The organism is Mesorhizobium robiniae (assembly GCF_040545535.1).
GTDB lineage: Bacteria > Pseudomonadota > Alphaproteobacteria > Rhizobiales > Rhizobiaceae > Mesorhizobium > Mesorhizobium robiniae.
In genome coordinates this window covers 283,415-302,413 of sequence record NZ_JBEPMC010000001.1, presented here as the reverse complement: position 1 = coordinate 302,413, position 18,999 = coordinate 283,415, and the positions used below count along the sequence as shown (strand labels likewise).

20 protein-coding genes are annotated in these 18,999 nt (G+C 63.2%); 9 read left to right on the top strand and 11 right to left on the bottom strand.

Going from position 1 to position 18,999, the window contains the following annotated elements; genetic code table 11:
- Positions 1-5: 5 nt before the first annotated feature.
- From ABID19_RS01465 to ABID19_RS01445, 5 genes are all read right to left on the bottom strand, one after another.
- A complete protein-coding gene (locus ABID19_RS01465) occupies positions 6-713 on the bottom strand; it encodes an SDR family NAD(P)-dependent oxidoreductase (protein ID WP_354487420.1) in 708 nt (235 codons plus the stop codon).
- The gene (locus ABID19_RS01460) at positions 707-1,462 is read right to left on the bottom strand and encodes an SDR family NAD(P)-dependent oxidoreductase (protein WP_354487418.1); all 756 of its coding nucleotides are present in this window, start codon (positions 1,460-1,462) and stop codon (positions 707-709) included. The genes ABID19_RS01465 and ABID19_RS01460 overlap by 7 nt, the downstream gene beginning before the upstream one ends.
- Positions 1,459-2,232 carry an ABC transporter ATP-binding protein gene (locus tag ABID19_RS01455; protein ID WP_354487417.1) on the bottom strand — a complete coding sequence of 258 codons (774 nt, stop codon included), beginning with the start codon at positions 2,230-2,232 and terminating at the stop codon, positions 1,459-1,461. Before ABID19_RS01455 ends, ABID19_RS01460 begins: the two co-directional genes overlap by 4 nt.
- Before the next feature lie 10 nt (positions 2,233-2,242).
- Positions 2,243-2,983 carry an ABC transporter permease gene (locus ABID19_RS01450; protein WP_354487415.1) on the bottom strand — a complete coding sequence of 247 codons (741 nt, stop codon included), beginning with the start codon at positions 2,981-2,983 and terminating at the stop codon, positions 2,243-2,245.
- A gap of 152 nt (positions 2,984-3,135) precedes the next feature.
- Positions 3,136-4,128 (bottom strand): ABC transporter substrate-binding protein, encoded by a 993-nt coding sequence (locus ABID19_RS01445; protein ID WP_354487414.1) that lies wholly within the window; start codon positions 4,126-4,128, stop codon positions 3,136-3,138.
- Positions 4,129-4,244: 116 nt separating this feature from the next.
- On the opposite strand from ABID19_RS01445, the gene ABID19_RS01440 reads away from it, so the two are divergent.
- Positions 4,245-5,174 (top strand): LysR family transcriptional regulator, encoded by a 930-nt coding sequence (locus ABID19_RS01440; protein ID WP_354487412.1) that lies wholly within the window; start codon positions 4,245-4,247, stop codon positions 5,172-5,174.
- A gap of 91 nt (positions 5,175-5,265) precedes the next feature.
- Here ABID19_RS01440 and ABID19_RS01435 read toward each other — a convergent pair whose 3' ends face one another.
- The 5 genes from ABID19_RS01435 to ABID19_RS01415 form a co-directional block, all read right to left on the bottom strand.
- Entirely contained in the window at positions 5,266-6,075 is an 810-nt protein-coding gene (locus ABID19_RS01435) for a formylmethanofuran dehydrogenase subunit C (RefSeq protein WP_354487410.1), read from the bottom strand.
- The gene (gene fhcD, locus ABID19_RS01430) at positions 6,072-6,980 is read right to left on the bottom strand and encodes a formylmethanofuran--tetrahydromethanopterin N-formyltransferase (protein WP_354487408.1); all 909 of its coding nucleotides are present in this window, start codon (positions 6,978-6,980) and stop codon (positions 6,072-6,074) included. Before fhcD ends, ABID19_RS01435 begins: the two co-directional genes overlap by 4 nt.
- Positions 6,968-8,599: a formylmethanofuran dehydrogenase subunit A gene (locus tag ABID19_RS01425; RefSeq protein ID WP_354487406.1), complete on the bottom strand. Its 1,632-nt coding sequence runs from the start codon at positions 8,597-8,599 to the stop codon at positions 6,968-6,970. The genes fhcD and ABID19_RS01425 overlap by 13 nt, the downstream gene beginning before the upstream one ends.
- Positions 8,593-9,699 carry a tungsten formylmethanofuran dehydrogenase gene (locus ABID19_RS01420; protein WP_354487404.1) on the bottom strand — a complete coding sequence of 369 codons (1,107 nt, stop codon included), beginning with the start codon at positions 9,697-9,699 and terminating at the stop codon, positions 8,593-8,595. The genes ABID19_RS01425 and ABID19_RS01420 overlap by 7 nt, the downstream gene beginning before the upstream one ends.
- 118 nt (positions 9,700-9,817) lie before the next feature.
- Positions 9,818-10,198, bottom strand: coding sequence for a 4a-hydroxytetrahydrobiopterin dehydratase (locus ABID19_RS01415; protein WP_354487402.1), 381 nt, complete (start codon positions 10,196-10,198; stop codon positions 9,818-9,820).
- A 159-nt stretch (positions 10,199-10,357) separates the two neighbouring features.
- Between ABID19_RS01415 and ABID19_RS01410 the strand changes: the two genes are divergently transcribed.
- From ABID19_RS01410 to fae, 7 genes are all read left to right on the top strand, one after another.
- Complete coding sequence (locus tag ABID19_RS01410; RefSeq protein WP_354487401.1) at positions 10,358-11,353, top strand: beta-ribofuranosylaminobenzene 5'-phosphate synthase family protein; 996 nt, start codon at positions 10,358-10,360, stop codon at positions 11,351-11,353.
- 15 nt (positions 11,354-11,368) lie between these two features.
- Positions 11,369-12,262 (top strand): NAD(P)-dependent methylenetetrahydromethanopterin dehydrogenase, encoded by an 894-nt coding sequence (locus tag ABID19_RS01405; protein WP_354487399.1) that lies wholly within the window; start codon positions 11,369-11,371, stop codon positions 12,260-12,262.
- Complete coding sequence (locus tag ABID19_RS01400; RefSeq protein WP_354487398.1) at positions 12,252-13,370, top strand: ATP-grasp domain-containing protein; 1,119 nt, start codon at positions 12,252-12,254, stop codon at positions 13,368-13,370. Before ABID19_RS01405 ends, ABID19_RS01400 begins: the two co-directional genes overlap by 11 nt.
- Entirely contained in the window at positions 13,367-14,323 is a 957-nt protein-coding gene (gene mch / locus ABID19_RS01395) for a methenyltetrahydromethanopterin cyclohydrolase (RefSeq protein ID WP_354487396.1), read from the top strand. The genes ABID19_RS01400 and mch overlap by 4 nt, the downstream gene beginning before the upstream one ends.
- 86 nt (positions 14,324-14,409) lie before the next feature.
- Positions 14,410-15,354, top strand: coding sequence for an ATP-grasp domain-containing protein (locus tag ABID19_RS01390; protein WP_354487395.1), 945 nt, complete (start codon positions 14,410-14,412; stop codon positions 15,352-15,354).
- Positions 15,351-16,202 carry a triphosphoribosyl-dephospho-CoA synthase gene (locus ABID19_RS01385; RefSeq protein ID WP_354487393.1) on the top strand — a complete coding sequence of 284 codons (852 nt, stop codon included), beginning with the start codon at positions 15,351-15,353 and terminating at the stop codon, positions 16,200-16,202. The genes ABID19_RS01390 and ABID19_RS01385 overlap by 4 nt, the downstream gene beginning before the upstream one ends.
- Before the next feature lie 166 nt (positions 16,203-16,368).
- Positions 16,369-16,875: a formaldehyde-activating enzyme gene (fae, locus tag ABID19_RS01380; protein WP_354487391.1), complete on the top strand. Its 507-nt coding sequence runs from the start codon at positions 16,369-16,371 to the stop codon at positions 16,873-16,875.
- 252 nt (positions 16,876-17,127) lie between these two features.
- Here the strand turns inward: fae and ABID19_RS01375 are convergent, their stop codons facing one another.
- On the bottom strand, positions 17,128-17,826 hold the full coding sequence (locus ABID19_RS01375) for a HisA/HisF-related TIM barrel protein (RefSeq protein WP_354487390.1): 699 nt from the start codon (positions 17,824-17,826) through the stop codon (positions 17,128-17,130).
- Positions 17,827-17,873: 47 nt separating this feature from the next.
- On the opposite strand from ABID19_RS01375, the gene ABID19_RS01370 reads away from it, so the two are divergent.
- Complete coding sequence (locus ABID19_RS01370; protein ID WP_354487388.1) at positions 17,874-18,908, top strand: hydantoinase/oxoprolinase family protein; 1,035 nt, start codon at positions 17,874-17,876, stop codon at positions 18,906-18,908.
- Positions 18,909-18,999: the final 91 nt, after the last annotated feature.

The window sequence follows — 18,999 nt, the reverse complement described above, 5'->3', positions numbered from 1 at the left end:
TCTTCTCAAAGCATCGCCGCGCCACCATTGGCGCCCAGGCATTGTCCGGTGAAAAACGTTGCGCCGGGACCGGCCAGGAACACCACCGCGGCGGCGATTTCATCCGGCCGTCCGATCCGCCCCAGCGGGTGTGTCGTTTCCAGCGCGCGCTGGCTCTCGGTCAGCGCATCGAAGCCGAGAAGCGGCGTGTCCGTTGGCCCGGGCGCCACGGCGTTGACCAGAATGCGGGGCGCAAGTTCGCGTGCCCAGGAGCGGGTAAGGCCGAGCAACGCCGCCTTCGTCGCACAATAGACTGAAGCACCCGACCGGCCGACATAGGCGAGCTCGGAGGCGATGTTGATGATGCGTCCGCCCTCGGGAAGATGCGGCAAGATTTCCCGTGCCACGATGATCGCGCCCCGCACATTGACGGCGAACATGCGGTCGACATGATCGAGCGAAATCCCGCCAAGCGGTGCTTCCTGCAGGATGCCGGCATTGTTGACGAGGATGTCATAGCCGCCAATCAGGTCCCTGCCCTGCCCGACCGCGGCAATGATGTCGGTTTCGCTGGCGAGGTCGCAGGCAAGAATCGGGATATCGCCCTCTGACGCCTTGAGATCGAATCCCAGAACCGTCGCCCCGGCCTCGCGCAAGGCGTGCGCGGTCGCGCGGCCGATACCGCTGGCCGCGCCAGTCACCAGCGCGCGTTTTCCGTGAAGCGGGCTTACCAAGGCACTTCTCCCCTGTCGACGCCAAGCGACTGCCCGGTGATGTTGGCTGCGAGTTCCGACGCCAGGAAGAGATAGGTGCCCGCCATGTCAGCCGGCTCCATCAGGCCCGGCAGCGCCTGCGCACCGACGGTGCTTTCGAGCAGTGTTGCCTCGCTGACGGCGTCTCTCTCGGCCATGCGGCCGAGCGAGCGCATCGACGCGTCGGTGCGAACCCATCCGGGACAGACCGCATTGACGCGGATGCCCCTGACCCCAAGTTCCTTGGCCCAGGTCTTCGTCAAGCCGATGATGGCGTGCTTGGAGGCGACATAGGCGCCGAACTGCGCCTCGGCAACACGGCCCCAGATCGACGCGGTGTTGACGATCGAACCGCCGGCCTGCATGCGCGGCAGAGCACGCGCCGTGACGAGCGCTGTGCCGATGATATTGATCTCGATGATGCGCCGGAAGGCGGCTTCGACATCGTCGCCGCTGTCGGTGATCGGCGTTATCAGTTCTAGCCCGGCATTGTTGATGAGCACGTCTATGCGGGCGAGAGGTTCGAGCGCCGCGGTCACGGCCGCACGATCGGCAATATCGGCCTCCGTGCTGGTGGCGCCCAATTCACGCGCCCGTTCGTGCACAGCCGCCTCGTTGGCGATGAGATGCAAGCTGGCGCCGGCTTGCGCAAACGCCTTAGCGATGCCGAGCCCGATGCCACGGCTGGCCCCGGTGATCACGACCGACTTTCCGGAGAAGGACAGGCTCATGCGACCGCTCCCGTCTCGTTGCGGATCAGATGCAGGACCTTGTTGCGCAGCTCGAAGAATTTCTGCGTTTCCCGGATCTCCAGTGGCCGTTGCGAACCTAGCTCGGCCGCCACATCGATATCGGCCACGACCGAGGCAGGCCGGCGCGAAAACAGGATGATCCGGTCGGCCAGGAACACCGCTTCTTCCACGTCGTGGGTGACGAAGATGATGGTCTTTTCCTCGCGAATCTGGATCTGCCGCAGCTCGACCTGGAGGCGCTCGCGCGTCAGCGCGTCGAGCGCGCCGAAAGGCTCGTCCATCAACAGCACATCCGAACCGGCGGCGAGCGTGCGCGCTATGGCCACGCGCTGGCGCATGCCGCCCGAAATCCGGTTCGGATAGGAGCCGGCGAAGTCGGCAAGCCCAAACAGTTCGAGATAATGGCGCATGCGCTCGGCTTGTTCGGCCGCGCCAAGGTCCTTCCTGTAGCGCATGCCGAAGGCAATGTTCTTCTCGACAGTCAGCCAGGGAAACGACGAATAGGACTGGAACACCATGCCGCGTCGGCGGTCCGGCCCGACAACTTTTTCGCCGCCGACCAGGATCGAACCCGAGCTCGGTTCGTCGAGGCCGCCAACCATCCGCATCAAGGTTGTCTTGCCGCAACCCGATGGGCCAAGGAAGACCACCAGCGAATTGCGGTCGAGGCCAAGGTCGGTTTTTCGCACGACATCGACCGGGCCGAAGGCCTTGGCCGTATCGAAGAACTGAACGTAGCCGCTCACCATGACCTATTCCTCACAGATACCGGAAAAGCCGGCGGTGAAGCAGGCGAAGCAGTTGGTCGGTGACGAGGCCGATCAGCCCGATGACGACGACGCCTGCCATCACTTCGGGCGTTTTTACGAAGCGGCGTGCCGTCCAGATCACGTAGCCGATGCCGGAATCGGCCGCGACGATCTCGGCGATGATCAGATATGTCCAGCACCAGCCGAGCGTGATCCTGAGATTGTCGATCAGTGTCGGCCCCATCCAGCGCAAGGCGACATCGGTCATCACCTGCCTTGAGCTGGCGCCGACTGTGCGGGCGACCTCGACGAACTCATGCGGCACCCGCCGCATGTCGTCGGCCACGAGAAGCACGAGCTGGAAGAACGTGCCCAGCCAGAGCAGGAAGATCTTGGTCTCCTCGCCTACGCCGAACCAGATGATGGACAGCGGCACGAGTGCGGGAACCGGAAGATAGCGGATGAAATCGATCATCGGCTCGAGTGCGGCTCCGACGATCCGGTAGCTGCTCATCATGATGCCGATCGGGATGGCCATGGCCGCGGCGAGCAGGAAGGCGATCCACACGCGTGTGGTCGAGACCACGACGTGCCAGACGAGGTTCTGCTCGGTCAGCATTGTCCACAAGGCGACGACGACGCGGCTTGGCGACGGGAGGAACTGCGGCGCGATGATGCCCCCGCGCGCCGCCAGCTCCCAACCCGCGACGACCAGGGCGGCAGCCGCAACGCTGACAGCGGATTCCGCCATCGGCGAAGCCCGGCCGCGAAAAACAAACAGACTGCTGAACAAGATCCCTATCCCCGGATGGTCGAAAACAACTTCCGCCACAGACGGCTGCCGGCATGGCATGCCGCCGGCAGCCCGCCCGAAGGCGGGTCGCCGGACCTGGTCCATTGCCGTTACTTGGCCGGTACCTTGTTGATCACCGAATTGTCGATCTGGTCCGTTGCCACGAGCTTGTTGTCGGCAGCGCCGTTCTCCAGGTTGAGGTCCATCACCGTATCGAAGATACCGTGGAGCGTGCCTTTTTCTCCCGGTTTGCCCATGTAGGCCAGCGATTCGGCGAGCGTCGTGTAGGATAGGCTGGAGTTGACGATCTCGGTCACCTCAGCCGGCGTCAGGCCGAAATGCTTCGAGGCCATATCGGCGAATTTTTCCGGATCGGCCTTGAGGAAATCGACGGCCTCGTAGATGCAGCCGAGAAACTTCGCGTATTTGTCCGGGTTCGCCTTGAAGTCGTCGTTACGGACGATGATCGCATCGATGATGATGCCGCGATGATCCTTGGATGAGACCAGCATTCGGGCGCCCGGACGGGTCGAGGCCTTCAGCGCCTGCGACATGAACGGTTCGTAGGTCGCGATCGCGGCAATCGAGTCATCGACGAAAACCGCGCCCGAGTCGGCCGTTGCGATGTCCTTGATCTGGAGATCCTCCAGTGACAGTCCCGCCTGCTTCAGCTCCATCTGGAGCAACAGGCGTGAGGGAATGTTGGGCTCGGCAGCGACGACCTTGCCCTTGAGATCCGCCACCGTCTTGATCTTATCGTCGGTGATGATGCCGTCGCCGCCGACGGATTCATCGATCGTGCCGATGATGATGCCCGGCGTGGCGGCGTCGCGAGGGCGGCCCTGATATTCGCCGACGGAGCGCATCTGCATCTCGATATCGCCGCGCGCCATCGCTGCCATGACGTTGGTCAGGTCATCCTCGAACTTGATGCTGACGTCGAGGCCCTTGCCGGCGAAGCAGCCCAGGTCGCCAGCGATGTGGACAGGTGCAAATCCCAGCCACGTCGGGGCGAGGATGCGTATCTGGTCGGCGCTGAAGGCGAACTGCGAACTGGCGAGCACCAGTGCTGCGGACAACGCGATGCGGAGTGACGATTTCATGATTGTTCCCCATTTTTCTTCCGCGCAGGCTCGCGATTTCGAGCATTGATGTAAATGAGTTTATTTAGAATTTTACATCGAATAATGTCGATGTATTGCCGTTCGAGGGACAAGCAATGCGTCGTTTGGACAACATCGACATCCGCCTGCTGCGCGTCTTCGTGGCGCTGGCCGATTCAGGCGGCTTCGCCGACGCGCAAATCACCCTCAACCTGTCGCAGCCGACGCTCAGCACGCATCTTGCGGAGTTGGAGAAACGCATCGGCGCCCAGCTCTGCCATCGCGGACGCAAACAGTTCCGCCTGACCGAGGTCGGACAGGCGACCTACGACGCGGCGCAGAAACTGTTTCGCGATCTCGATGATTTCGGGCACCGCATCAGCGCGGCCAGCGGCAGCCTGTCCGGCCGGTTGCGGATCGGCACGTCCGATGGCGTATTCACAAGCAGTGAACTGGGCATCCAGCATGCGCTCAGACGCTTCATGGGTCCTGATTCCGATGTTTTCATCGACCTCTCGCTGGGCACGCCCTCCGAGCTTGAGCAGCAAGTCGCTGATGGCGGCCGCGACATCGTCATCGGGCCGTTGTCGCAGAAAGCGCCCGGTGTCGTTTACCGGGATTACTGCGGCGAGCCGCATTTCCTCTATTGCGGCCGACGGCATCCGCTTTTTGCGATGCCCGATTCAAGGATCGACCAAAGCGCCATCCACGCGGCGCGGTTTTCGGTGCGCAGCTATCGGTATTTCGACGACCTCTATCTCGTCGGGCATCCCAAGGCCAGCGCGTCGGTGATCCACATGGAAGCACAATTGATGCTGATCCTGTCGGAGAATTTCATCGGTTTCCTGCCGGCCCACTTCGCATCGTCATGGGTCCATGCCGGCGAGTTGCGGGCGATCAAACCGGGATCCTATACCTTCAGTTCCCGGCATCTGGTCGCTTACCGCAGGGCGGACGAGACACGAAATCTGGTCCAGGCGTTCCTTCGAGAACTGACCAGAGGATCGGAAATTACTCCGCCAGAGACACCCGTCAGACCGCCCTGAGATACTCGATCATTGCGGGGGTCTGCATCGCCGAGCATCATCAAGTCTCCGGGCAGCGGATGTTGAAGCAGGGAGACATCAGCTCTACACTTCAGCGAGGGAAAAGAACCTCACCCATTCCAAGCACCGAATTATCGCCGCCATATTTTTGCGGAGCATTGCCCAGAAGCGGCCGTTTCAAAATACCTTCCGCGATCAGATGGCGATCGATGACGGCGGCGAAGACGCTTTCCGGCGCGCCGCATTCGACGAAGCTCGGCGACAGGCTTTTCGGCGCGCGATCCAGCAGGATCGAACCGCGACGCATCAGATAGCCGGGCATCTCGCCGGTGCCGCCGGCCACCACCAGCGTGCCGGCGATCATGCGGCTGCCGGCATGGTCGCCCGAGCCTTTCAGCACCGCGATCAGGCCGCGCCGCATGCGGTCGGCGGCAAAAGCGCCGGCTTTGCCCCTGACGATCAGCAAGCCGCCATTCATACCGGCCAGTTCCCCGGCGAGCGGTCCACCGAGGTGATCGCCGGCGTTGCCTGTTATTTCAAGCCTGCCGCCGCGCATGCCGGAGCCGGCATGCGGCCCCGCATTGCCTTCGATCGTCAGCTTGCCGCCGCGCATGGCGCGTCCGGCCTGGGCGCCGGCATTGCCGATGACGCGAACCGAACCGCCTCGCATGCCTTCCACGACCCGATCAAGGCGCGCGCTGCCGCCTTCGAACACGATGTCCAGAAGATCGTTGCCGGCGACCCGAAAAATATCGCCGACCTTCGATCCATGCTTCGACATGCCGACCTGGATTCTTTCGATGTCGCGCCTTTCGATCCCGGCAAGCCGCTCCGGCGTCAGCAGCGACAGGTCGAGGCGCTCGGGCGGTTCGGCGACAAGGGTGAAGGTCAGCGCCTTCATGGCAGCATATCCTTCAGCGAATAGATGAATTTGCCGAGCTTGCCGCCGTAATTGCCGGCGCCGATGCGAACCGCACCGCTCTTCGGTCCCAGCTCGATGACCGCCTTGATGCCGGCCTTCATCGCGGCGGCAACGGCATCGTTGGTCTCGCCGTCGATGACGATCTCCAGGACGGCGTTGATGTCGGGACCGAGCTCACTCCTGACGACGCCGCGCAGCGTCGGCGCATAGGCTTCGTTGGCCGAGGCGATCATGCCCTTGTATTTACCGCCGATCTTGGAACCCGAACGGGCAATGCCGCCGGGAAACGGCACGATCGCGCCGGGCACCAGGCCTATCGCGGCAACCGCGGCCTCGGCGGCAAGCAAGGCCTTGGCGCTGCTTTCAGCCATGACAAAGAAATTACCGCCGCCGACGGCATCCTTCGTCAGCCCGGTCGTCGCCTCGCACAGGAATTCGCCGTCCATGACGGGTACGCGCCAAAAATGCCTGCCGCCGAGTTTCTTGGATATTTGCCAGCCGTCGCCGAAATAACGCAGCGCCGAACCGAGCTTCAGCTCGGCGCTTCCGTCCAGCCCGGCGAAGCAGGCCGAGCCCGGCGAGGTCAAAACACACTGGCCGACGCGATTGAGCAGTTGTTTCTGGAGTTCGTCGGTTCCCATCGCGAAGATCATCACGCGGCAGCCGGGCCGGCCATCCGGTGTGGCCGATGGTGGCAGTTCGACATCGATTGCCGCTTCGCAGCCGCAGCCGATCACCGAAGTGGCAAAGCCGGTCATGGTGATCGCCGCCTGGCGCGCCCATTTCCGGTTCGGCGCGGTGATGATGATGGCGGTCGCGCGCATACCGAACGCCTCGGCAAAAGTATCGTCGATCACTATGCCATTTACCCTCACGTTCGGCATGAAACCTCGCCGAATGGCTGTTCGCGCGCGATCGCGGACTCTGGGAAATCGAACCAGTCCAGCGACAGGCCGTAGCGCTGCTGGTGATAGTCCTCCAGACGCCGCACCATCGCCTTGTCCGGCGATGGATTGAGCCTGAGCGCCTTGCCCCAACGGTAATGGGTGATCTCCCCATCCTGCACGACGAGATCGCCATCCTTGAAGACATACGCCGCCTGCCCGAGCATTTTCGCGATATTCCCGTCCCGGCGGTAGACAGCGATATCGGCTATGGCGCCGGCGCCGAGATGGCCCCGGTCTGTCAGTCCGAGCAGCTTGGCTGGGGCGGCGCGCGTCATGACGGCAATGTCCTCGAACGTGTATTCGCGCTCGATTGCAGCCAGGGTGGAGAGCGCCATGGCGGATTTTGGAAGTCCGGCAATCGCTTCGGCGCGCGCTTCCCGGCTCATCAGCAGCTCGAATAGGGCTGGATAGGCGGTAAACGGCGCGCCATTGGGATGATCGGTGGTGAAGAAGACACGCCAGGGATCGTCGATTAGTAGAAAAAGCTCGAGCCCGATCGCCCACTGCATCGCGCCATAGAAATCCTTGCCATAGCTGTAGGGCACGATGCCGCCACCGTTGCCGTCGCCGTCGTAAATGACTGATTTCTTCGGGCTCGCACTGCCACGCGCCGAAAACTGCCGCATGACGTCGGAGGAGACAGTGACTGTCTGCCCGAACATCACCTGGCCGATATCGATGCTGACCTCAGGCGTCGCATTGACCAGCTCGGCAAGACGCGCCGCGGCTGATGAGAACTTGCGCTTGCCCTCCGTGCCGTAGCCATAGAACTGGAGATGGGCGAGGTGCAGCGGCACCCCTTCTGCTGCCGCGATCGTCGCTGCCGCGGTATCCGCCGATCCGGGGCTGCCCAGATTGTTGCAATGGACATGCAGGGGATGCGGAACGCCAAGACTGTCGACGGCGGCCTGCAGCGTCTTGACGATCTTGCGCGAGCTGACGCCATAGGAAGGCACCACATCGTCCAGCGAGAAGGTACGGACGTTCTCCTTGAAGGCGGCCGCCGCACCGGCGTTGATCACCTTGACCCCAAGCGCCCGCGTCGAGGCGACGGTCCATGCGACATAGTCCTCGATCATTTGAGACGAAGCGTCGTCGCGGATCATCGACAGCAGGAAATCGTCGTTGCCGAGAATGGCGAGCGTCGCCTTGTCGATGATCGGGATGTCGGCCAATTCGAGATGGGTGTGAAGTGCGGCTCCCGGCGACATCGCCGGCTCGACGACCGTGGTGAAACCCATTTTGGCGTAGAGGCAGCCGGTCTGGAACGTCGACCAGCCCGCGTTGGAGAGCGGCGTCGTCGCCGGCCGCGCCTGATGCGCGGCATGCTGCTCGGGCAACAGCAGCCGTGCCGTATTCACGTTGCCGCCGCCGATGTGGGAATGGATGTCGATGGCGCCCGCCATCACGATGCAGCCGGCAGCGTCGATGGTCCGGTCGGCAGCGCCCCCCGCCGGCGCCGCAACGATCTTGTCGTCCCCGATCCAGAGGTCGCCCTTGCCGAGACGCCCATTGACGGGATCGATGATGTCGCCGCCTGTAATTTTCGTCAGCATGGCAACGCGGCCCCGGCGGAGACATGACTGGCGACCAGGCGGATAACAGTCGCAGCAGAAGGCAGTTCGGACGCCGCTCGCGCATCGACCGACCGCAGCGAACCGGTGCGGCTGGAATAGACGACCGCCTCGTGGTCGACGCCCGCTTCGCCGATGGCGATGGTGACCGCAGCGCCCGCGACCGGCTCCTGCGTCTTCGCCAAGGCGATCAGCGCCATGCGGTTCTTTTTCTTCTGCGGCTGGACGATCGAGGAGGAGATCCGCAGGTGCAGGTCGGCTTCGCCGGCAGCGATCATGCGGGCGACATCGTAACGCCAGGGGTCGAATTCCGGGAAGCCGCGCGCAAAGCCCGTGCGCAACGGAAAACCCGTCATCCAGGTCGAGGCGAGCCCGCTTCCCCAGCCATTTTCGTTCGCCGGCAGATGCAGGCCGGAGGCGCGTGACTTGCGGTTGAGATCGGTGATCAGTCCTTGCAGCATCTCCAGCGCCAGCCCTTCGGTTGCGTCGCCAGAAAATAGAAAGACGGGAAAATGCGCAGCCTCCAAGGCTTTGGCGAAATCGTCGAAGTTCGAGACCGGCTGCGATGTCTGACGCCCCCTGCACTGCGTCCTCAGCGCCGCCAGCGTCGCGCCGAGGCTTGCCTCGCCGCAGGACAGGAGCGTCGCCGTCCGCCCGTTACTCAACGGCGGCGCAGACGTCCCGTTCGACCCGACCAGAAAGATTTCGCGTTGATTCTTGCTTGAGAGATCGGGGGCCGAAAGATCGGGAACCGTGGCCGAGAGTTCGCCGACAAATTCATGATGGATTTGCGGGAGTTCGCCCACAATCACCACGACATCGGCGCGCCGGCGCGTCTCGCCGGGCGCAACAGTCATCGCGCCTTTGTCGGTAAAAAGCGCGGTCTCCCGGGAAAGTGCCGCGCCATCGGCATGATCGTATGCCGCGCCAACCCGCTCAGCCAGCGCGATCGCCGCCCTGGTGCCGTGTATATCCGTATCCAAGCTGAAAACCGGGCACCGGCTCGACCCCAACAGCGCGGCGGCATGTGCAGCCGCGCGCTCGACCAGCGTTTCCCGGTTGCCGATCCAAGCAACCGCCATTCACTACGCTACTTTCTGGTGCCGGCCCGATCCTAGACGAAACTGGATTGGCCGTGAACCCCGCCTGTTGGTAGATTAGCGAATGTTTTCATATGCTATCAACAAACTCCGACCGGGCTTAATCATATTTGATGTAAGCGAAGCGCTGATCGGTCGGCGGAGTGCCTTCCAGCGCGCCGCCTTCCTTGGCCGGCTGCCACTGGACGACATCCTCGATCTTTTTGGCCAATTCGAAGTCTTTGTCGGTGATGCCCTTCGCCGCGTGGTTCATCAGGCGCACCTCGACCCAGGCATAGGAGGCGGTGATATCGGGATGGTGCCACGCCGCTTCGGCGAGATGGCCGACCGTGTTGATGACCATCAGCGTCGATTTCCAGCTGTTTGTCTTGTATTTACGCCGGATCCAGCCGTTCTCGTAGCGCCATTTCGGCAGCTCCTTCTCGATCCGCTCGGCAATCTCGGCTTCAGAATAGACTTTTTCCTTAAGCGTCTCGCTCATCTCGACCTCCGCGAATTGCCCGGTCTGTCTTCGCGCCAGGGCCAAAGAAGATAAAACGAATGCACTCTCTCCGGCTTGCCCCTGCGACGAAAACAGCTATCATGGCTACGGGCACCTAAACTTCCATGATGCGTCTATGATGCACCCATCGGGGGGTAGATGTCGAATTCTGTTACCATACGAGTGCCCTCCCGCCTGCACCTTGGCTTCCTCGATCTCAATGGCGATACCGGCCGCCGCTTTGGCAGCGTCGGGCTACCTCTGAGCGAACCCGAAACGGTCGTCACCCTGTCGCGGTCCAGCGAGACCATCGTCGAAGGCACCGAGAGCCGTCGCGCCGGCCAGCATTTGTCGACGCTCTGCAGCCATCTCGGCATTCGCGGCCAGCATCGTCTGGTGGTCGAACAGTCGATCCCGAGCCATGCCGGCCTGGGCTCCGGCACGCAGATCGCCCTTGCCGTCGCCTCGGCGCTGCGCACGCTCCACAAACTGCCTCTCGATGTCGGCGGCGATGCGACCCTGCTCGATCGCGGCGGACGATCCGGCATCGGCATCGCCAGTTTCGAAAGCGGTGGTGTCATTGTCGACGCCGGCAAGGACGACAGCGGCAGGCCGCCGCCGGTCGTAGCGCGATTGCCATTTCCGGAAGAGTGGCGCGTCATCATGATTCTCGACCATGGCGGCCATGGACTGCATGGCGATGCCGAGATCGCGGCGTTTCGTTCGCTGCCGCCCTTCCCGGCTGCCGGCAGCGGCGAGATCTGCCGGCGGGTGCTGATGGGCATCATGCCGGCTCTGGTCGAGCACGACCTTCCAGCCTTCGGCGCCGCCGTCGCCGCGATCCAGATGCTGATCGGGACCCATTTCGCCCCGGCGCAAGGCGGCGTTTTCACCTCCAAGCGGGTCGAGAAGGTCGCCCACGGTCTCAATGAAGCAGGCGCCGTCGGCATCGGCCAGAGCTCGTGGGGACCGACAGGATTTGCCTTCGCCCCGTCGCAGGAGGCAGCAGTCGGGTTCGTCAGCACCGTTCAGCAGACGGTTGAAGACGGCATCGAGATCAGGATCGTCAAGGGCAGGAATTCCGGCGCGAAGATCAGTTCGACCAGACTTGATCTCGTCGGCAGGCTGACGGCTCGGCAACGCGACCACGTTTAAGCAGAAAGGCGAGAAATGGCCCGCAAACATATCCTGCACATGCTGACGCCGTTGAAGCACATGAGCCCTTTCGACGTGAACATGGCGCTTGATGCAGGCTTCGACGCCGTCGTGCCCTATGTCGATGTAAGCCTCGGCGAGGTGACAGGCCTGGTGCAGGACGCGATCTTTTCGCGCCCGCCCGATGCGGGCGTCGATACCGGCATCTTCATCGCCGGCAAGGATGCCTCGCTGGCGCTCGACATGTTCGACGCAGCTGGAAAGGCGATGGTGCCGCCCTTCCAGGTTTCGGTATTCGCCGATCCGGCCGGCTCGTTCACCACCGCTGCTGCGATGGTGGCCAAGGTCGAAAAAGCGCTGGAGAAGAAATTCGAGCGTGGTCTGAAAGACACCAGGATCGCGGTTTTCGGCGCCACCGGTGTCGTCGGCTTCTGCACCGCCGTCATCGCCGCCAGGGAGGGCGCCCGGGTCACGCTTGTCGGCCATGACGGCATCGAAAGGGTCGAGCAGATCGCGGCCGAGATCAAAAGCCGATTCAACATCGCCGTAGATGCGGCCGACGGATCGAGCGACGCCCGCAAGACCAAGCTGGTCGAGGCGAGCGAAGTGATCCTGGCTTGCGCCAAGGCCGGCGTCCAAGTGGTCTCGAAAGCCCAGTTGAAAGGCGACGGCCTGCTCATTGCCGCCGACGTCAATGCGGTTCCGCCGGCCGGCATCGAAGGCGTGGCCGTCAACGCCAATGGCGATCCGCTCGAGGCGGCAAAAGCTGTCGGAATTGGTCCGCTTGCCATCGGCAACGTCAAATACAAGGTCGAATTCGGCCTCTTCAAAAGAATGATCGAATCCGAAAAAACCATCACGCTCGATTTCCAGGAAGCATTTTCCCTTGCACGCGAGATTGCCAAGTAACGCCGGATCTCTCCTGATCGCGGCGATTTCAGGCCGGGCGCTGGCTGCCGCCGCGCGCCGCGCCGGCTATCGTCCGCTGGTCGCCGATTTCTTTTGCGACACCGACACGGTCGCGCTCGCCGAACGCGCGGCGATGCTACCGGGCGACCTGCAAGGTGGCATCGACGGCGAGCGCATCATCGAGACGCTTCGGCAATTGGCTGGAGACGACCGGCCGGTCGCCATTGTCCTGGGCTCGGGCTTCGAGCGGATGACGCAGACCGTCGACGAGGTCGCGCGCCATTTTCCGCTTGCCGGCAACAATGGCGCCGCGATCCGCAGGATCAAGGACCCGCAATTGCTGGCCGCCGATTGCGCCGAACTCGGCATTCCGCATCCGGAATTCCGATGGGACCGGCCGCCCGATCCTGAGAATTGGGTGGTCAAGACCGCAGGCGGCGCCGGCGGCACGCATATCAGACGGGCCACCGGAGAGCCACCGGCCACCGGCCGCTATTTCCAGCGTTTCGTTCCCGGCCGCAGCATCTCGGCCCTGTTTGTCGGCGACGGCCAAAGCGCTGATATTGTCGGCTTCAGCCAACAATGGGCGTCGCCTGCCCCCTCAGCGCCCTACCGCTATGGCGGCGCCGTGCGGCTGAGACGCTTCGATCGCAGGCAGGCGGCGATGATCCGCGGCTGGCTTTCAGGTCTGACGCGCCGCGCCGGCCTGGTTGGATTATGCAGCGCCGATCTCATTCGCGGACCGGACGGCTACAAGCTCATCGAGATCAATCCAAGACCAGGCGCCACGCTCGACATTTTCGACGATGTCGACGCGCCTCTGATCGAAGCGCATCTGCGCGCCGCGGCAGGCAGGGCTTACCGCCTGCCGCGCTTCGTCGATTCGATGGCGTCGATGGTGACCTATGCGGCAGCGCCGATCGCCCGGTTTCCATCGATTGCCTGGCCTGAATGGACTGCGGACCACCAGTCGCCCGGCACCGGTCTGATCGCTGGCGATCCTGTCTGCACCATCTTCGCGCGCGGTCCGAGCGCCGATTTGACCAGGCGGCTCATCAAGGGACAAGCCAGCCAATTGCAACACCAATGGGAAGGAGACCGGACATGAAAGATGGTTCGGCATTCCTTAACGACAATGCGCAGCGCATCGTCGACGGCATGATCGGCAACGCCGAACGCCTGCGTATCGCCGTGTCCACGGGGCCATTGGGCGAGTGCCTGATCGATGCCGGCGCCAAGACCGCCGGCGGCATCGAGGCCGGGCTTCGCATGGCGGAAGCCGCGATGGGCGGTCTCGGCAGCATTTCGGTCTGCATGGACCGCGCGTCGCAGAAATGGCCGCTCACCATCGAAGTGCGGTCCTCGCAGCCGGTGCTTGCCTGCCTGGGCAGCCAGTATGCCGGTTGGAACCTGTCGAGCCAGGGCTATTTCGCCATGGGATCGGGACCGGCGCGGGCGCTCGCTCGCGTCGAACCGCTGTTCGAAGCGCTTTCCTATCGCGACACCGCGTCATCCGCCGTGCTCATCCTGGAGACTGCCGAACCGCCGCCCCAGGCGATCGTTGAGAAGGTCGGCAAGGCGACCGGACTGCCGACCGAAAAGCTCACCTTCCTCTATGCGCCGACACAAAGCCTTTCGGGCAGCGTGCAGATCGTTGCGCGCGCGCTTGAGGTCGCCTTGCACAAGAGCAACGATCTCAAATTTCCGCTGGAGAACATCATTGACGGTATCGGCACGGCGCCTATCCCCGCCCCCCATCCGGATTTCCTGACCGCCATGGGCAGAACCAACGACGCCATCATCTATGGCGGCAGCGTCCAGCTTTTCGTAAAGGGCTCGGCGAAAGATGCCAGCGAACTCGCGGAGCGACTGCCGAGCCGCGCCTCGCGGGACCACGGCTACCCCTTCGCCGAGATCTTCAAGCGGTTCAACGGCGATTTCTATGCCATCGATCCGCTGCTGTTCAGCCCGGCCGAAGTGATCGTCACGGCGATCGACACCGGCGATACGTTTCGCGCCGGCGAGCGCGATCTGCAGATGCTCGAACGGAGCCTCGGTTGAACCATGGCTGTGCAATGGATCCATCTGGCATCCGCTTGCCAGGACGCTCGCCCTGGCTTTCGGTATACCGGTATCCGAGGCGCGACATGATCTCTCGCATCCTGATCGTCAGCGATGTCTCGGACACCCGCGCCAAGGGCTTGGCGGCAAGGCTGGACCGGCGGGGTGCCGTGGTCGCAACCGTGCCGCTGGCGGCGATCGAATTTGACACCGGCAAACCGAGCGGACTGTCGATCCCCGGCTTCGACGGTGCGCTGCCCGACGCCGTGCTGGTCCGTTCGATCGCCGCCGGATCGTTCGAAGCGGTCACCCGGCGCCTCGGCGTGCTGCACGCATTCGCCAAGCTCTCCATACCGGTGTGGAATTCCGCACAGGCGATAGAACGCTGCGTCGACAAGTCGATGACGACCTTCCTCCTGAAGAATGCCGGCCTGCCTACGCCGCCGACATTCGCGGTCGAGGGACGTGCCCAGGCCGAAGCGATCGCCGAACGCGAACTGCCGTTCACGCCGCTGGTGCTGAAGCCGCTTTTCGGCGCGCAGGGCCGCGGCATCAGGCTGATCGAAACACTATCCGATCTCCCAGCCGAGGACGAGGTGAACGGCGTCTACTATCTTCAGCATTACGTGCCGCGTCCCGGCCCTCCTTTCCGCGATTTTCGCGTTTTCGTCTGCGCCGGCGAAGTCCTGGCGATGATGAGCCGCCGCGGCGACGACTGGATCACCAACATCAATCGCGGGGCAGTCCCCGAGCAAATCTCGGGGCATGGCGAAACCGAACTGGCGGCGCTGGCAAGAGCCGCCGCCGCCGCTATGTCAGCGGATTTCGCCGGCGTCGATATCGTGCCGGCGGCCGACGGCAAGATGTTCGTGCTGGAGGTCAACAGCATGCCCGCCTGGTCCGGGCTTCAATCGGTCGCTGCGGTGAACATCGCCGATGCGATTGCCGACGCTCTGCTGAAATTCCTGGCTGATCGCACCGAAACGGCGGCGGCGCGCCCCTATCGCCTCACCGCGCCGGCGAATTCGTGACGAGCCGGGCGCTTTCGCGAGAACGCCTCCGGGCTGCCTACAAGGATGCCTGCCGGATGGAGATCGAGGCGCTGAAGCCCGGCAATGTCCATTTGTTCGCCGACGGGCACGGCATGTCCGCCGCCCAGTTCATGATGAGCGCAGAGGTTTCGTCCGAGCCGCTGACCGATCCTCGCCTGCCGGTCGGACAGCGCATGCTGGAAGCGGTCCGCGCGACACGCCTGGCGGTCGCGACCAACACCAATCTCGGTATCATCCTTCTGTCAGGGCCTCTGCTATGCGCCGCCGAAATGACCGACGGCAGGTTGCACGACAATCTCGACGCGGTGCTGCGCGCGATGAGCATGGACGATACCAGGGCGGTGTTCGAGGCGATCGTCGCGGCCGCGCCGGGCGGCCTCGGACAGGCCGCGAACGATGTGCGTCAGGAGCCGAAGGTTCATCTGCTCGAGGCCATGCGGGAGGCGGCCGACCGCGACATGATCGCCCGCCAGTATATCACCGGTTTCGGTGACGTGTTCGACGTCGGGCTTGCGGCTCTGGAGGCGGCGTTGGCACGCGGGGAAGGCGGCATGTGGCCGACGGTGTTCGCCTATATGGCGTTTCTCGCCGGCTTCCCCGATAGTCATGTGGTGCGCAACCATGGCGCCGAAGCCGCAGATCAGGCGCGGCAACAAGCGCTTGCCGTCCAGGCGGCGCTCCATGCCAACGACGATGAAGCGTCACGCATTCATCTGCTCATGGAGCTCGACCGCCGGCTGAAGGCGGGCAAGCTCAACCCCGGCACCTCGGCCGATCTGACGGTGGCTACTCTTTTAGTCCACCTCCTCGGCGTTCAGCTTGCATAATCGCAACGTTGGTGGTTGACTTTCAGGAGCGGAAGCTGGGCTTCCGCGGCTATCCAGCCAACCGGTCCGGATGTCCGGGCGCTGCCAACAAGGATAGCTGTCCATCGAGCGCTCGCTCGGTTGCGGCGTCTTTGGACACCTTAACTGTGTCTTGGAGGAAATTGGCATGGCAAAGATCTCGAAAGTAATGGTCGGTGAATCGCTGGTAGGAGACGGCAACGAAGTGGCGCATGTCGACCTGCTCATCGGCCCGCGGGGGAGCGCGGTCGAAACGGCATTTTGCAACGCGCTTACCAACAACAAGGACGGCTTTACCTCCCTTTTGGCGGTGATCGCGCCCAATCTTCAGTGCAAGCCCAACACCGTGATGTTCAACAAGGTCACGATCAAGGGCGCCAAGCAGGCCGTGCAGATGTTCGGCCCGGCCCAGCATGCGGTCGCAAAGGCGGTGCAGGACAGCGTCGCCGAGGGGATCATTCCTGCCAACGAGGCGGACGATCTGTTCATCTGCGTCGGCGTTTTCATCCACTGGGACGCGGCGGACGACGCCAAGATCCAGAAGTACAATTACGAAGCGACGAAGGAAGCCATCCAGCGCGCGGTCTCGGGAACACCGACGGCCGCCGAAGCCACGTCCCAGCGGGACCAGGTGAAGCATCCGTTCGCGGCTTAGACAAGAGACAGCCCCGCACAGGCAAAACCCTCCGCTGAGCCGGATGGTCTGTTGCGCCGCCTGAAAAAACTTCTGGGCCTATAGAGCATTGGACCCCAAAACCTGCCCTCGGAATTGACCCGAGGGTTGGGAACCGGTTTTTGGGAAATCCTATACTCCAGCAAAGAGATAGAGCGGCGAGACGATCGACTTGAGAGTCCGCCGCTCTATAAGGCTCAGTTTCAGAGGCCGAAGTTCGAGGCTACACAAATGTCAGGCGCCAAGCGTTGCGAGGTGCTTCGGCGTAAGCGTGCCGTCATGCAGCGAGGTCGCGACCAGCGCAGCGGCGATACCGAGTGACGAAAGGGCGCGAATGTCAGCCTCATTGCGCACCCCGCCGGCCGCGATCACGGAGCGGCTTCCAGCCTTCGCCTTGATCGCCTCGAGCCGCGTGAAATCGGGACCGGAGGCGGAGCCGACCTTGGCCAATGTCATGACGATCACCTTTTGCGGCCAAAGCTCCGGCTCGTCGAGAACTGATGGCGGACCGCGAAATCCGTCGTCGAAGAAATCCAGCGACAGGATAAGGTCCGGATGATCGCAAAAACGCCGGAACAGCGCGTCGTCTCGCTGCGATTCGGAACCCAGGACCGGGTAAAGCCAGGGTTCGGCAAGTGCCGCCGCAAGGGTTTTCTCGTCGGCGATGCCGGCATCGACCCAAAGCTCCGGCGGCTCCGCCATCGCCTTCAGCCGGGCAAGCGCGCCGCTGTTTGGCGTTCCGCCTTCGATGGCATCCAGGTCGGCGATATAGAAGGTCTGGAAGGGGTAAAGCCCGCGCAGGCCCTCAGCGACCGCGACGACATCCGAACTTTGGCTGAGCGGCGTAACGATCGGCCTGTAGCGATCGCGTTTTCCCTGCTGGGCGCGGACGACTTCGCCGCCTTTCAGGTCGAGAACCGGAATGATACGCAACGCTTTTCTCGCTGACCCAACTGTCCCCTGTCATGAAAGCTTGAAGTGTGGAAAAAAGAAAGAGCATCGTTGCCGGCTTCGATATTGGCGGCGCGCATCTGAAGGTGACGCGCGCGCAAGACGGCCGCATCGTCGAGGCCGTAACGATCGCCACGCCGCTTTGGCTCGGGCTCGACAAGCTGGCCTCGGCATTCGAGGAAACGGCGCCGATTTATGCGGGCGCCGATCTCAACGCCTTCACCATGACCGGCGAACTGGCTGACATCTTTCCGTCCCGCGATGCCGGTGTCGCAGCTCTGCTGGATGAAATTTCAAGCCGTTTCCCAGGCGAAAAGCTGATCTATGCCGGGCCGTTTGGCTTTGTCGGGGTCGAGCAGGCAGCTCAGCTGAGCACCGATGTCGCCTCCGCCAACTGGCACGCGACAGCGTCGTTGGTGGCGAAGCTCGCCGGCGATGCCCTGTTCGTCGATATGGGCTCCACCACCACCGACATTATCGCCGTCAAAAATGGCGCCGTCGCCAATGACGGCTACACCGATGCCGGACGGCTGCTGACCGGCGAACTGGTTTATACCGGCTTCACCAGGACGTTCCTGTTCGGTGTGGCCTCGTCGGCCCCCGTCCGTGGCAGGCTGACACCGCTGATGAACGAATATTTCGCCTCGATCGCCGACGCGCACCGGATCCTGGGGGTGCTCGACGAGAAAGACGACAGGCACGCCACCGCCGATGGCAAGGAAAAGACGGTCGACGGTTCGACCGCGCGGCTGGCGCGCATGATCGGCCGCGACGCCGCCGATCTGACACCGCCGGAATGGCGTGAAGTCGCGCGCTGGTTCAGCGAGCAGCAGTTGCGCAAGATCCACGATGCAGCATCCCTGGTTGCCGGGCCCCTGGCTAGGGATGTGCCGATCGTCGGCGCCGGAACCGGCCGCTGGCAGATCAGGCGGCTGGCCGAACGCATGGAACGCCGCTTCGTCGATTTTGCCGAGATCATCCCCGCAGATGACGCCGTTCGCGGCGAAGCGAGCAGCGTGGCACCCGCGTCAGCGGTGGCGCTGCTGGCGGGATCTCAATTGTAGGCGCTGTATCATGGCCATCCGATCAATCGGGGAGATGAGGTACTGACCCGGTTTGAAAAAGATCTCGACCCGTACCAGCGCATCCAAAATC